This window comes from Mesorhizobium qingshengii, assembly GCF_900103325.1.
Classification (GTDB): Bacteria; Pseudomonadota; Alphaproteobacteria; order Rhizobiales; family Rhizobiaceae; genus Mesorhizobium; species Mesorhizobium qingshengii.
The window spans coordinates 65378-79684 of the sequence record NZ_FMXM01000020.1; the positions used below are offsets into that span (position 1 = coordinate 65378).

13 protein-coding genes are annotated in these 14307 nt (G+C 64.3%); 4 read left to right on the forward strand and 9 right to left on the reverse strand.

The genetic code is table 11. The features are described 5' to 3' along the window. The first annotated feature begins 2 nt into the window (after positions 1-2). The 3 genes from BLS48_RS26055 to BLS48_RS26065 are packed head-to-tail and all read left to right on the forward strand — an operon-like array spanning position 3 to position 2883. A complete protein-coding gene (locus BLS48_RS26055; protein ID WP_091584101.1) occupies positions 3-1034 on the forward strand; it encodes an ABC transporter permease in 1032 nt (343 codons plus the stop codon). Then, on the forward strand, positions 1031-1999 hold the full coding sequence (locus tag BLS48_RS26060; protein WP_091584104.1) for an ABC transporter permease: 969 nt from the start codon (positions 1031-1033) through the stop codon (positions 1997-1999). The genes BLS48_RS26055 and BLS48_RS26060 overlap by 4 nt, the downstream gene beginning before the upstream one ends. A 2-nt stretch (positions 2000-2001) precedes the next feature. Further along, positions 2002-2883: an SMP-30/gluconolactonase/LRE family protein gene (locus tag BLS48_RS26065; RefSeq protein ID WP_091584107.1), complete on the forward strand. Its 882-nt coding sequence runs from the start codon at positions 2002-2004 to the stop codon at positions 2881-2883. Positions 2884-3151: 268 nt separating this feature from the next. Here the strand turns inward: BLS48_RS26065 and phnN are convergent, their stop codons facing one another. The 9 genes from phnN to BLS48_RS26110 form a co-directional block, all read right to left on the reverse strand. Beyond that, a complete protein-coding gene (gene phnN, locus BLS48_RS26070; protein WP_167365252.1) occupies positions 3152-3781 on the reverse strand; it encodes a phosphonate metabolism protein/1,5-bisphosphokinase (PRPP-forming) PhnN in 630 nt (209 codons plus the stop codon). After that, positions 3778-4917 carry an alpha-D-ribose 1-methylphosphonate 5-triphosphate diphosphatase gene (locus tag BLS48_RS26075; protein WP_091584110.1) on the reverse strand — a complete coding sequence of 380 codons (1140 nt, stop codon included), beginning with the start codon at positions 4915-4917 and terminating at the stop codon, positions 3778-3780. The genes phnN and BLS48_RS26075 overlap by 4 nt, the downstream gene beginning before the upstream one ends. A gap of 36 nt (positions 4918-4953) precedes the next feature. After that, a complete protein-coding gene (locus tag BLS48_RS26080; RefSeq protein WP_091584112.1) occupies positions 4954-5661 on the reverse strand; it encodes a DUF1045 domain-containing protein in 708 nt (235 codons plus the stop codon). 153 nt (positions 5662-5814) lie between these two features. After that, the gene (gene iolB, locus BLS48_RS26085) at positions 5815-6627 is read right to left on the reverse strand and encodes a 5-deoxy-glucuronate isomerase (RefSeq protein WP_091584114.1); all 813 of its coding nucleotides are present in this window, start codon (positions 6625-6627) and stop codon (positions 5815-5817) included. 5 nt (positions 6628-6632) lie between these two features. Further along, positions 6633-6851 (reverse strand): hypothetical protein, encoded by a 219-nt coding sequence (locus BLS48_RS26090; RefSeq protein ID WP_091584116.1) that lies wholly within the window; start codon positions 6849-6851, stop codon positions 6633-6635. A gap of 42 nt (positions 6852-6893) precedes the next feature. Then, positions 6894-7811, reverse strand: coding sequence for a myo-inosose-2 dehydratase (gene iolE / locus BLS48_RS26095; protein ID WP_091584119.1), 918 nt, complete (start codon positions 7809-7811; stop codon positions 6894-6896). A 169-nt stretch (positions 7812-7980) separates the two neighbouring features. Then, positions 7981-9831 (reverse strand): 3D-(3,5/4)-trihydroxycyclohexane-1,2-dione acylhydrolase (decyclizing), encoded by a 1851-nt coding sequence (gene iolD / locus BLS48_RS26100; RefSeq protein WP_091584121.1) that lies wholly within the window; start codon positions 9829-9831, stop codon positions 7981-7983. A 35-nt stretch (positions 9832-9866) separates the two neighbouring features. Further along, a complete protein-coding gene (locus BLS48_RS26105) occupies positions 9867-11801 on the reverse strand; it encodes a bifunctional 5-dehydro-2-deoxygluconokinase/5-dehydro-2-deoxyphosphogluconate aldolase (RefSeq protein ID WP_091584124.1) in 1935 nt (644 codons plus the stop codon). A gap of 197 nt (positions 11802-11998) precedes the next feature. Then, complete coding sequence (locus tag BLS48_RS26110) at positions 11999-12844, reverse strand: MurR/RpiR family transcriptional regulator (RefSeq protein ID WP_167365256.1); 846 nt, start codon at positions 12842-12844, stop codon at positions 11999-12001. Between the two features lie 155 nt (positions 12845-12999). On the opposite strand from BLS48_RS26110, the gene BLS48_RS26115 reads away from it, so the two are divergent. Continuing rightward, complete coding sequence (locus BLS48_RS26115) at positions 13000-14109, forward strand: Gfo/Idh/MocA family protein (RefSeq protein ID WP_091584129.1); 1110 nt, start codon at positions 13000-13002, stop codon at positions 14107-14109. Positions 14110-14307 lie beyond the last annotated feature (198 nt).

Below are 14307 nucleotides of genomic sequence, written 5' to 3' on the forward strand. Positions count from 1 at the left end.
GCATGGTGATGGCGATCGCGGAGCAACCTGTCGAGATGGCGCAAAGGCCCGCCGAAATGAAATCCGCCAAGCCGGGCATCGACTGGCGCGGCCGCGCGCTCGACCGCGCGCCGTTCCTCGTCGCGTGCCTGATGCTGGCCTTGATCGTCGCCATCTACGGCAGCCTGCAGTCCGGCGTCTTTTCGCTGGATGAGCTGAACCTCGATACGGCGGCGGCGTTGACGCTGATGCTGGCGGCGACCGGCCAGACCATCGTGCTGGTGCGCGGCGGCATTGATCTGTCGATCGGCGGCATGATCAGCCTCGGCACGGTGATCGCGGCAACGCGGTTTACCGATGATCCGTCGACCGTGGCACTTTGGGCTCTGGCCATCCTCGCGCTCGGCTTCCTGATCGGCGCGCTCAATGGTCTGCTGATCTCGCTGCTCAAGCTGCAGCCCTTCCTGGTGACGCTCGCCACATGGTCGATCCTCAACGGCGTCGCCATGATCATCCTGCCGACCGATGGCGGCAGTGTGCCAGGCTGGTGGGTCAGCTTCGGCTACGCGCAACTGTTCGGCCTGACCAGTCCGGTGTGGATGCTGCTTGCCCTGCTGCTGTTCTGGTGGTGGTTCCGCGCCACCCGCGTCGGCATCACCATCCAGGCGACAGGCTCCAACGAAAAGTCGGCGTTCCTGTCGGGCGTATCGATCACTGGTGTCAACGTCATCACCTATGGCCTCTCCGGCCTGTTCGCGGCGGGGGCAGCACTGTTTCTGACGACGCAGACCGGCGCCGGCTCGCCGACCATCGGCAAGGACTACATCCTGCCTTCGGTGGCGGCGGCGGTCATCGGCGGCGTCAGCCTGTTCGGCGGCCGCGGCCATCTTGCCGGCACGCTGATCGGCGCCTTCGTGCTCACCCTGATCGGCAATCTGGTCTTCGTCCTGCATGTGTCGAGCTACTGGCAGCCGGTGGCTTCCGGCGTCATCCTGCTGCTCTCGGTGCTGGCCAGTTCCGTCGCCGAGAAAGCCGCAAGGGGCCGTGTCCAATGAGCGCCTTCCTCGCCCGCAACCGGCTCATCGTGCTTGCCTATGCCGGCATGGTCGTGCTGCTCCTGGTCACGGCGCTGTTCTCGCCGGGCTTCCTGTCGGTCTCCAACATGCGCTCGACCGTCGTGCTGGCCGCCTTCGCCGGCATCGTCGCGCTCGGCCAGACCTTCGTCATCATCGGCGGCGGCATTGACCTGTCGGTGCCATGGGTGCTCAATTCGGCGGCGATTGTCATGGCGCTGCTGTGCGGCGGGCAGGACCTGCCGCTGGTCTGGGTCATGCCGCTGCTGCTCGCCGGCGGAGCCTTCATCGGGCTGATCAACGGCGTCGGCGTCGCCCAGTTCGGCGTGCCGCCAATCATCATGACGCTGGCCACCAACGTCATCCTGCAAGGGCTGATCCTGGTGCTGACCGGCGGCTCGCCGACGCCCTCTGCGCCGGCCTTGATCCAATATCTTTCGGTAGGTCGCATCGGCGCCTTCCCGGTGATCGCACTGATCTGGCTCGCGCTGACGCTGGTGGCGACGCTGCTGCTCTCCAAGGCAGCGTTCGGTCGTCACCTTTATGCGCTCGGCACCAGCGCCACCGTCGCCGAATTCTCCGGCGTGCCGACGGCGCGCACCACCATCCTGACCTATGTGATTTCCGGCCTCACCGCCGCCTTCGCCGGCATGCTTCTGACCGGCTATTCCGGCCAGGCCTATCTCGGCATGGGCGACGCCTATCTGTTCACCTCGATCGCGGCGGTTGCCATCGGCGGCGCCTCGATCCTCGGCGGCAGCGGCCACTATCTGGGCACCGTCGCCGGCGCCATGGTGCTCACCATCCTCACCGGCCTGCTGCCGGCGCTGAACCTGTCGAGCGGTGCGCTGCTCATCGTCTATGGCGCGGTGATCCTGCTCACCGTGTCGATCGGCAGCGAGACCTTCGCCGGTCTCGGCGGCAAGATGCGCAGAAAGGAGGGCTGACCATGGTCGAAATCACCTGTGTCGTCGATGCCAGGGCCGAGCTCGGCGAAGGCACGCTCTGGGACCCGAAGGCCGGCGTGTTGTGGTGGATCGACATCTGGAAGAAGCTGATCCATCGCTACGATCCATCGACCGGCAGGGACGTGGTCTTCGAGACGCCGGAATATCTCGGCTGCCTTGGCCTGCGCGAGAAGGGCGGCCTGGTGCTGACCATGACAAACGGCTTCCATTTCTTCGACCCGGCAACCGGCAGGTTCGAGGCGATCGTCGACCCGGAAGCGCATATGCCGAAAACCCGCTTCAACGACGGCAAGCCGGACCGCCAGGGCCGCTTCTGGTCGGGCTCGATGTTCGAGGTGCCGGGCCAGCCGATCGAATTCATCGGCGCGCTCTACCGGCTCGATCCAGACCTTTCGGTCCATAAGATGATCGACGGCATCGGCTGCTCCAACGGGTTGGCCTGGAGCCCGGATTCGAAAACCATGTATTTCTCCGACAGCCATGCCGGCGCGGTATGGGCCTATGATTTCGATGCCGCCACCGGCGATATCGAAAACCGCCGCACCTTCATCGACATGACGGTGACCGGCGGCGTCGCCGACGGCGCCACCGTCGATGCGGAAGGCTGCTACTGGGTGACCATCCCGGTGACCGGCAAGGTCAGTCGCTACGATCCGGACGGCGAGCTGATGCAGACCGTGCAGCTGCCGACCGACCTGCCGACCTGCTGCGAATTCGGCGGCAAGGACCTCGACATCCTCTATGTCACCTCGGCCGTGCTCCGGCGTCCGGCCAGTCACTTCGTCCGCCAGAAGAATCCGGGCGGGCTGTTCGCGCTCGACGTCGGCGTCAAGGGCCTGACGCTGCCAGCGTTCAAGGGCTAGAGGCAGCAACTCTACGCAGCCGACATGACCAGCGGCTTTTCGATCTTGCGCGTCATTCCGGTAGCGAAACGACGCTTGAGATAGCCGGCATTCCGTGGATTCCTTCAAGTCGCAGTGGGCGTCGCGTGGAGCGAAGCCAAGACCCCGTTGCGTGAGCTTGTGCGACCTAGAGCAATTCCAGGAAAAGTGTGAAACGGTTTTCCGTCCGGAATTGCGTCAAAACAAAGAGTTAGAGCGGTTTGCCGTTTCCGTGAAACGGTGAACTGCTCTAGATCAGACCCGACATGTTGGAAAAGGCCATCGCCTTGCGCAGCAGCTCGGCGAAGCGCTCGCCAGCCGTTTCGCGCGGACCGCTGTTGTCGATCGAGGTGACGCCTGGCCCGGACAAGGTCACATTGGCGCTGCGCGCCAGCCGCGCCAGCACTTCGCCGCGTGACTCGCGGCCGCGCATCGCCAACCGCTCGGCCAGCACCTCCGGCGAGGCGGTGATCTCGACGATCGCCAGATTGGCATAACGCTCTCGCAACACCGGGATGATCGCGCGCGACACGTTGGCGACGGCAACATGGCCATTGGCGACCGACCAGTCGACGTCGGCCGGGATGCCATAGCGCAAGCCATGCGCCTCCCAGGAGACGGCAAAGGCGCCATCGGCTTCGGCTTCGACGAAGGCGGCCTCGGCCAGCGTGTCGTGATCCTCGCTTGCGGCATCGCTCGGCCTGGTGATGACGCGGCGGACGAACTCCAGCCGGGTCTCCTCGGCGAAGCGGGCGCGGGCGTAGCCGATCACCGTGTCCTTGCCGGCGCCGCTCGGGCCCACAACGGCGACGAAGACGCCGTCACGAATCGGAAACGTTTCGGCGGACAGTTCACGCTCGATCAATGCCGACACCATCATGCAACCCGGCGCCCCTGCCGCCAGACCGTGCGCACCACCGGAACATGGTCGTCGACGCGTACGCGCACCAGGTCGGCGCGCCGGCCTTGTTCGATCACGCCGCGGTCGGTCAGGCCAACAGCTTCGGCAGGGTTCTTGGACACCATGGCGACCGCCTGCGGCAAGGTAATGCCCTCGACGACATCGCCAAGGAAGAAGGCGGACTGGATCAGGCTGAAGGGAATGTAGTCGGACGACAAGATATCGAGCAGGCCGTCCCCGGCCAGCGTACGAGCCGAGACATTGCCCGAATGGGAGGCGCCGCGCATGACGTTGGGCGCGCCCATCAGCACGCCGAGCCCGGCCTCTTTCGAGGCCCTTGCGGCTTCCTCCGTGGTGGGGAACTCGGCGACGCGCACACCTTGCTCGATCGCTTCGTCGACATGGCCAATGGTGGCGTCGTCATGGCTTGCGAGTACGATGCCGCGCTCACGGCAGGCGGCGGCGATCACCGCCCGGTTCGGCGCCGAATTCCGCGCCGATTCCGCCATCCGCTTTTCGCAGAACACTTTGAAATCGCGGTCGGTGAGCTTCAGCTTGCGCTGGTAGTAGTAGGCATAGGTTTCGAGATTGACGAACTGGCGCTGGCCGGGCGCATGGTCCATCAGCGATGCCAGCTTGACCCGCTCGTCGCCATCGAAATTGGCGAATGCCTTGAGGCAATCCGGTGCCGAAACCTCGCAGCGCAGATGGATGAAATGGTCGGCGCGCAGCCGATCCTGGTGCACGCTGTCCTCGATCGCGTCGGCCAGCTTGCGGATGTCGGTCGACGTCAGGTCGGCGTCCTCATCCATGCCGACGCGCAAGGCATCGAGCACGGTGGTGATGCCGGCGGTCGCTACCTGTGCGTCATGCGCGAGCACGGCGGCGATCGGGTTCCAGCGCACCTTTGGCCGCGGCGCGTAATGGCCTTCGAGATGGTCGGTGTGGAGTTCGACCAGACCCGGAATGACATAGTCGCCGCCCATGTCCTCGCCGCTGCGGCCGGCGCCGGCATCGATGCCGGTGATAAAGCCGTCACGCAGCACCAGAGAACCCTCGACGATCTCGTCGGCAAGCACGATGCGGGCATTGTGGAGAACAGTCTCGGCGGTCATTTCAGGCAGTCCTTGGTTGTTCACGCAGCGGTTTGTTCAGGCGGTTTTTCTGGCCTGACGGCGTCCGAGCGCGTGATGGGAGAGCACCATGAACGGCGCGCCCGGTTCGGTTTCTACAAACAGCGTCAGCGCGTCGACCAGGACCGGCTGTTGTAGAACCTCCGCGAACAAGCTGTCGATGGCTAGGCGAAGACGAGGGCTTTCCTGTGACGCCGCCCGGCCGGACAGCGTCATGTGGAAGCGAAAGGTTTCGAAGACATAGGGATAGCCCCATTGGCAGAGATTGCGGAATTCGCCCGGCTTCAGCGAATCGGGGCTGCGCCGTTCGATCTCGGCTTCGGTCAGCGGCGCGCGAAAACGGTCGAAGTCGCGCACCACGTCATCGGCGAACCGGTTGAGCGCCGGCAGCGGCGCTTCCGGCACCAGCGCGAAGAAGCCGTCGATCTGGCTGACGACAAGGCGCGGGATCGTCACCACCGGCGTCGCTTCGGCAAAAGCGTCGAGCGCGGCGCGCAGCGAGGCTTCCGTCTCGTTGGCGGCCAGGCGGAAGGGCGCTTTCAGCGTCGCGTGAAAGCCGTAGCGGCGCGCCGAAGCGGTATGGAAGGCGACTTCGGCCGCCGAAAGGTCGGCCACCGCCTCAACCGGCCTTGTCGCGGCTCCGAACGGGTCGCGGCCCAGCCAGTCGGCGGCGATCCGCGCCAGCTTCTCGTCCTGCCGGGGGGTGAAATAGATCGCGTAGCGCATAGGAAGTCCTCGTCAGCTCCGCTGCCATAGGTGATTTCCATGACGGATTGACGAAGCCTTGCTGGCTTTCAGGTAACAAAACGGTGCGGCCGGGTCATTAGCCGACGATTTTTTCGTGCTGGACCAGTCATCAGGTCCTGAAGCAATGGCCGATCAGGCCTTCATCAGCCATTCGTGCTCGGGCGCGTTGTGGAATTTCCACGTCCGCTTCGGCCCGGCCATGACGTTGAGATAGTAAAGGTCGTAGCCATGGCAGGCGGCGCAGGGATGATAACCCCTGGGCACCAGCACCACATCGCCGTCCTCGATCGCCATCGCTTCGTCCAGAGCGCGATGGCCATCCTTGTCGGCGTCGGTATAGACGCGCTGGAAGGCAAAGCCCTGCGGCGGGTTGAGGCGGTGATAATAGGTTTCCTCGAGATAGGACTCGGCAGGCAGATTGTCCTGGTCGTGCTTGTGCGGCGGGTAGCTCGACGTGTGGCCGCCGGGCGTGATGACCTCGACCACCAGCAGCGAGTCGGCCGGCTTGCCTTCCGGCAGGATGTTGGTGACGTAGCGCGTGTTGGTGCCCTTGCCGCGCACCTCCTGGCCGAGATCGTCCGGTGCGATGACGCGAACCGGCAGGCCACCGCCCAATCCTGGCGCCGAGCACACGGCGAGTTCCAGTTCGGCGTCGGCGGTCACCGACCAGTTCGATCCCTCGGGCACATAGACCGACCAAGGCTTGCCCTCGAAGGGCGACATGCGTTGGCCAAGCAAGCCGAGATCCTTGCCGCCGGCTTTCGCATTGCCCTTGCCGGTGACGAACACCAGGCAGACTTCGCGATCATCCGTTTTTCCGGACGCTGTCTCGCCGGGCTTCAGCCGATGCAGGTCGAAACCGACATAGGTCCAACCGGCGTTTTCCGGCGTCACATGGGCGACGCGGCCATGGCCCTTGTCGGCCTTCACCAGCAGCTTCGACATCCGGGTTACTCCTTCGGTTCGGGCTCGGCCGCTGCCTTGTTCTCGTCGGCCGGCTTGTAGAGATAGAAGAACTGCCAGATGCCGTAGCCGGCGAAGCCGAGCGCGATGATGCCCCAGAACGGCGTGCCGGTGGCGAACTCGATGATTGACCAGATGACGCAGACAGCGACGACGGCCACGCGCCGCCACAGCGGGCGGAAGAACGGGTGTTCGGAATCTTTCATCGGGCCAATCTACAGCAACCTGCTTCGCAGGGAACCATCGCATCAGGCATTGGGGAAACCCTGCGTTTCAACCGTATAGCCGGCAGCCGTCATCACCCGCATCAGCTCCTTGTGGCCGACCTGCGCCATCTTGAGCGGCGGGTTCTTCTTCGGGTCCTGCTCGGCCTCAACCACGAACCAGCCTTCGTAGCCATGGTCCGCGAACCGTTGCACGATTGCGCCGAAATCCAGCGAGCCGTCGCCCGGCACCGTGAAGGCGCCGAGCGCCACGGCATCGAGGAAAGACTGCTTCGTGCGGTCGAGCCTGTCGATCACGCCCATGCGCACATCCTTCACATGCACATGGTTGATGCGCTTGTGGTGGTTGTCGATGGCGCGCAGAACGTCGCCGCCGGCAAAGGCCAGATGTCCCGCATCGAGCAACAGCGGAATGCCGGCTCCGGAATAGCGCATGAAGGCGTCGAGCTCCGGCTCGGTCTCGACCACTGCCGCCATGTGATGGTGATAGGACAGCGGCATGCCTTGCTCGGCGCACCATTCGCCAAACTCGGTGAGGCGCTTCGCATAGGCCTTCATCTCGTCGTCCGACAGCTTCGGCTTGGTGGCAAGCGGCTTCGAGCGGTCGCCCTGGATCGAGCGGCCGACCTCGCCATAGACGATGCAAGGCGCATTCACCGCCCGGAACAGGTCGATCATCGGCTGGATGCGGTCCTTGTTCCTGGCCATGTCCTCATCGACCAGCGTGCCCGAGAACCAGCCGCCGCACAGCGTCACGTCGGCTGCCTTCAGGATCGGCAGCATGACATCGGGGTCCTTGGGAAAACGCCGGCCCATTTCCATGCCGGTGAAACCGGCCGAACGCGACTGGCGCAGGCACTCCTCCAGCGAGACGTCATCGCTGAGTTCCGCAAGATCGTCGTTCCACCACGCGATGGGGGACATGCCCAGTCTGGCTTTCAAGTCGTCACTCCATTTTAGAACAGTTCATCTTTTCGTCGGCGCCGCCCCTCATCCGCCTGCCGGCACCTTCTCCCCGTAAGGACGGGGAAAAGGGACAAGCGTCAACGTTCGCGACCCCTTCTCCCCGTCCTTCACGGGGAGAGGGTAAGGGTGAGGGGCCGCGCCGAGATCAATCACCAACGCTCTGCATCTGCCGCTTTTCATCATACGCCTTGCGCGCCGCGTTCACCTCGCTGCGTGCCGAGACCTCGGGCACCGCCACGTCCCACCAATGGCCACCGGCCTCGGTGGAAATCAGCGGGTCGGTGTCGATGACCAGCACGGTGGTGCGGTCGTTCTTCTTGGCCTTTTGCAGTGCGTTTTCGAGCCCCGCTATCGACGGCACTTTCTCGGCGATTGCCCCCATGCTCGCTGCGTGCGCGGCGAAATCGATGTCGGGCAGAACTTCATGCCGCGCATCCTTCAAGAGATTGTTGAAATTAGCGCCGCCGGTCGCCATCTGCAGCCGGTTGATGCAGCCATAGCCCCTGTTGTCGAGCAGCACGACGGTCAGCTTCAAACCGAGCATCACCGACGTGGCAATCTCGGAATTCAGCATCAGATAGGAGCCGTCGCCGATCATGACGACGACCTCCTCGTCGGGCTTCGCCATCTTGGTGCCGAGCCCGCCGGCGATTTCGTAGCCCATGGTCGAGAAGCCGTATTCGGCGTGGTAGGAGCCGGGCGCGCCCGCCTGCCAAAGCTTGTGCAGTTCGCCCGGCAGGCCGCCCGCGGCATTCAGCAGCGTCACGCCGGAGCCCATGGCGCGTTGCACGGCACCGATCACCTGTGCGTCGGACGGGTAGGCGGCATTGGTCGAGGCCGTCACCTTGGCGGCTTCGGCCTGCCAGGCCTTCTTGCCGGTGTCCGCATTGTCGGTCCAGGCGGAAGGGGCCTTCCAGCCCTTTAGCGCAGCACCCAGTTCGGTCAACCCTTCGGCCGCGTCGGCGACCAGCGGCAGCGCCCGGTGCTTGCCAGCGTCGAAGGGCTGCACGTTCAAGCCGATGATGGTCTTGCCGGAACTCTTGAACAGCGCCCATGAGCCGGTGGTGAAATCCTGCAGCCGCGTGCCGATGGCCAGCACGACATCGGCGCCCTCGGCCAGCCGGTTGGCGGCCGAAGTGCCGGTGACGCCGACCGCCGCCATGTTGAGCGGATGATCGTCCGGCAACGAGGATTTGCCGCCTTGCGTCTCGCAGACCGGAATGCCGGCGGTCTCGGCGAACTTCGCCAGTTCGTCCGAGGCTTGCGAATAAAGCACACCGCCGCCCGCGATGATCAGCGGCTTCTTCGCGCCCCTGAGCGCCGCCACAGCGGCGGCAAGTTCGTGGCGGTCCGACCGCGGCCGGCGTTGGTGCCAGACCCGCTCGGCAAAGAAGCTCTCGGGATAGTCATAGGCCTCGGCCTGCACGTCCTGGCACAGCGACAGCGTCACCGGACCGCAATCGGCCGGATCGGTCAGCACAGCCAAGGCACGGTTGAGCGCGGGAATGATCTGTTCCGGCCGCGTGATGCGGTCGAAATAGCGCGAAACCGGACGGAAGCAGTCGTTGACCGTCGCCGTGCCGTCGGAGAAATCCTCCGCCTGCTGCAGGACCGGGTCCGGGATGCGGTTGGCGAAGACATCGCCGGGGAGAAACAGCACCGGCAGCCGGTTGACATGGGCGAGTGCCGCCGCGGTCACCATGTTGAGCGCGCCCGGACCGATCGAAGAGGTCGCCGCCATGAAGCGGCGGCGGAAATTGGCCTTGCCGTAAGCAATCGCCGCATGCGCCATCGCCTGTTCGTTGTGGGCGCGGAAAGTCGGCAACTCGTCGCGGACCTGATAGAGCGCCTCGCCGATGCCGGCGACATTGCCGTGGCCGAAGATCGCCCAGACACCGCCGAAGATCGGCACTCGTCTGCCGTCGATCTCGGTCATCTGCCTGCTGAGAAAGCGGGTCAGCGCCTGCGCCATCGTCAGGCGGATTGTCTTGCTCATGGTGTTCTCCTCCGCAGTCCTTATGCCGCGCCTTCTTATGCTGCCTTGCGGCCGCGCGCGGCAAGCCACGCTTCGGTCAGCTGTTCGAAACGCGACGCCATGTCGGCCACTGCCTCGTCATCCGACATCTTGCCGGCGAGCCATTGTTCGGCCGCGTGAACGAAGATCGTGCGGCCGACGGCAAACCCCTTGACGATGGGCGCCTTGGCGGTGGCGGCGAAGGCAGCTTCCAGCTCGTCCTGTGGTGCTTCCAGCCCAAGCAGCACGACGCCGCGGCACCAGGGATCGTGTTTCAGGATCACCGCTTCGATCTTGGCCCAGGCGCCGGCCGATGCCTGCGGCTCGAGCTTCCACCAGTCGGGCTTGATGCCGAGCGCATAGAGTTCCTCCAGCGCGCGCGGGATGGTCGTGTCGTCGAGCCTGCCGTGCTTGCCGGCAATGATCTCGATGAGAAGTTCCCTGCCCACTTTCCGCGCTGCCTCGAACAGCGAGCGCAGCTTCTGCTGCTGCTCTTCCTTCAGCGCCGCCGGATCGTCGGGATGATAGAAGCACAGGCACTTGATGCAGTGATCGACCGGCCATTCGACCAACTGCGAGCCGATGTCCTGCGAGAATTCGAAGCGCAACGGCCGCGATCCCGGCAGTTCCACCGGCCGGCCAAGCCAGCTGAAGGGATGATGCGCGAATTCGAACATCGCCTTGCGGCCATGTTTCTCGTCGATCAGCATGCCGTAGCCGTCGCGACCGGCGGCGACCTTTGCCGCTGCCTTGACGGCCAGCACCTTGAAATCGCGGATGCGCGCCGGGTCGGCGCCGGCTTTCGCCGCCACGTCCTCCAACTGCACGCGGTGATCACAGGCGAGCGCCATCAGCGAGGGAATGTCGCGCCGGCGCGTCGTTGCCCAATGGATGTGGTTGATCGCCTCGTCCTTGCGCAAGGCCAGATGCTTGCTGCCGTTCTTGAGGAAGAACTGCAGTTCCTCGAAGGTCGGATACTCCGGCGCGCAGAGCAGCCGCGACACGGCGAAGGCGCCGCAGGCATTGGCCCAGGTCGCCGCCGTCGCATGGTCTTCGCCACCCAGCCAGCCGCGCAGGAAGCCGGACATGAAGGCGTCGCCGGCGCCCAGCACATTGTAGATCTCGATCGGGAAACCCTTGCCGACGACACCGTCCTCGAGATCGTCGCTGATCGGGCCGTCATAGACGATGCAGCCCATGGCGCCGCGCTTGAGGACGATGGTGGCCGAGGACAGCGAGCGGATCGTCTTCAGCGCGCTCAGGCAGTCGTCGGCGCCCGACGCGATCATGATCTCTTCCTCGGTGCCGACGATGAGGTCGCAATCGGGCAGCACCGTCTTCAGCTGGGCCGAGACGCGGTCCGACTTGACATAGCGCTCGAACCCTTCGGCATGGCCGGCCAGGCCCCACAGATTGGGCCGATAGTCGATGTCGAACACCACCTTGCCGCCCTTGGCCTTGATGATGCGGATCGCCTTGCGCTGGGCGGCGTCGCTGTTGGGGCGGGAAAAATGCGTGCCGGTGACGACAATCGAGCGGGCCGAGGCAATGAAGGCTTCGTCGATATCTTCAGGCGCCAGCGCCATGTCGGCGCAGTCGCTGCGGTAGAAGATCATCGGCGAGACACCTTCATCCTCGACCGATAGCAGCACCAGCGCGGTCAGCCGCTCCTTGTCGGTCTTCAGCCCGTCGACATTGACCCCTTCACGCGTCAGCTGCTCGCGGATGAAGCGGCCCATCTGCTCGTCGCCGACGCGGGTGAGCAGCGCCGAGCGCAGGCCGAGCCTGGCTGTGCCGACCGAAATGTTGGCTGGGCAGCCGCCGACAGACTTGGCGAAGGAGGTAATGTCCTCGAGCCGCGAGCCGATCTGCTGGCCGTAGAGGTCGACGGAAGCACGGCCGATGGTGATGACGTCGAGCGGCGTATGTTTCGCTTCCACGGCTTCGCTCATTGGAACCTCCCGTCGGCCTTGTTGTCTTGGGGTACACGCGCGAGCGGCAGCGTGGCGCCGGGAATATGAAATAATAATTCCAATCCATAGTCAATATGGAATGAGCATTCCCCGGTTTAAAATTGCCTGACCATGATCCCGGAAAGTGGCTGCCGGTTTTCGGAAAAGACCATGGTCAAACAAGAAAAAGGGCCTGTTCAGGCCTTGCGCTTGCGACCCGAGTCGCGCCGTTTCTCGCCGACGCCAACGGTCAGCGCCATGGCCAGCGCCATCGTCGCCGACAGCGAGCGGAAGCCGGCGAAATCCGCCTCGGCCACCTCGAACCAGACCCTGGCGAACTGGGCGAGTGGCGAAAACGAGCTGTCGGTGATGGCGACGATCGGCACGCCCCGCTCGGAAATGGCCCGCGCTTCCTCGATGGTCGCGGGCGCATAGGGCGAGAAGGAGATGGCGATGACGGCATCCGCCGGCGTGGCGAAGGCGATCATCTCGGCATTGAGACCAGCCGCCGATTCGATCAGCTGGTTGCGGATCTTCAACTTGCCCAGCGCATAGGCGATGTAGGTCGCCACCGGATAGGAGCGGCGCTTGGCCAGCACGTAGATCGTCTCGGCCTTTGCCAGGAGGGAGATCGCGTCTTCCAGATGCGTCTCGTCCAGCGTGCGTGAAATGTCGTTGAGCGACGTGCTGGCGGCGGCGACGAAGCCGTCGAAGATCGCGCGGTGGCCGGCGCCGCCTTCGGCCTTGGCGCGCAGGGCCAGCAACCTTTCGTCATAGGACGAGTTGCGCTCGCGCAGCCGCTCGCGAAACACCTGCTGCAGGCTGGTAAAACCGTCGAAGCCAAGCTGCTGGGCAAAGCGGATCAAGGTCGACGGCTGCACGCCGGCCGAGGCGGCAATGCTGGCGGCGGTGCCGAAAGCGATGTCGTCGGGATTGTCGAGCGCATAGGCGGCGATCTGGGCGATGCGTTTCGGCAGGCTTTCACGCCGGTCCAGGATGGTGGCGCGCAGCGTCTCGAAGTCGCGAGGTACCCGTTCGTCCATCGTCGCCCTGTCCAAGCTCATCTGTGGATGCCCTCTCTGCCTCATCATAGCGAGCCTGCGCAAGAACGCCATAAAAAATGAGGCAGACATTCCATTCCTGGGGAAAATGGACTAATTCATCCATCGAACGCTTCAGGCAGTGGAGAAAACGGAAAATGGTCGGCGTCGGTCTCATAGGCACGGGTTTCATGGGCAAGTGCCATGCCATCGCATGGAGTGCCGTGGGCGCCGTTTTTCCCGACGTGGCCAAGCCACGGCTCGTCCATCTCGGCGAGGTGAATGAGGAACTCGCCAGGCGCAAGGCGGGCGAGTTCGGCTTTGCCAAGGCGTCTGGCGATTGGCGCGCCGTCGTCAACGACCCGGAAGTCGACGTCATTTCCTTGACCACGCCCAACCAGTTCCATCCGGAAATGGCCATCGCCATCCTCGAAGCCGGCAAGCATCTGTGGTGCGAAAAGCCGATGGCGCCAAGCTTCACCGAAGCCGAGGCCATGGCGGCGGCGGCGAAAAAATCCGGCAAGGTCGCGGCCCTCGGCTACAACTACATCCAGAGCCCGGCCATCCGTCACATCGGCGCGCTGCTCGACGAGAAGATCATCGGCGAGGTCAACCATCTGCGCATCGAGATGGATGAGGATTTCATGGCCGATCCGGAGGCGCTGTTCTTCTGGAAGCACGAGGCCACCTCCGGCTATGGCGCGCTAGACGATTTCGCCGTGCATCCGCTGTCGCTGGTCTCGGCGCTGTTCGGTCGCGTCGCCAGCGTCATCTGCGACATGGCCAAGCCTTATGCCGACCGCAAGCTGGCGGCCGGCGGGCGCCGCGCTGTCGAGACCTATGATATCGCGAGCGTCTTGATGCATCTGGAAAACGGCATTGCCGGCACGCTGCTGGTCAACCGCTCCGCCTGGGGCCGCAAGGGGCGCATCGCCATCCAGATCTTCGGCTCGAAGGGATCGATCCTGTTCGACCAGGAGCGGATGAACGAGTTCCAGCTCTATCTCACCGCCGATCGCCCGACCGAGCAGGGCTACCGCACCATCCTGGTGGCGCCGCACCACAAGCCGTATGAGGCCTTCCTGCCGGCACCTGGCCATGGCCTCGGCTTCAACGATCTCAAGATCATCGAGTGTCATGAATTGCTGACGCGCCTTGCCGGCAGGCCGGCGCGGCTGATCGAGTTCGCCGAAGGGCTCGAGATCGAGCGCACGGTGCACGCAATGGCGCGCTCGTTCCAGGAAAAGCGCTGGGTTGATGTGCGGTAAGGGCCGCCGTTGGCTTCCCCTTCTCCCCTTGTGGGAGAAGGTGGCCGAGCGAAGCTCGGTCGGATGAGGGGTGCTGGACAGATCGCTACTTGGAAGTCTTAAACATTTAAAATCATTCTATATTTTAACGCAGCGTTTCTTCCAGCACCCCTCATCCGTCTCGGCGCTGCGCGCCGATCCACCTTCTCCCACAAGGGG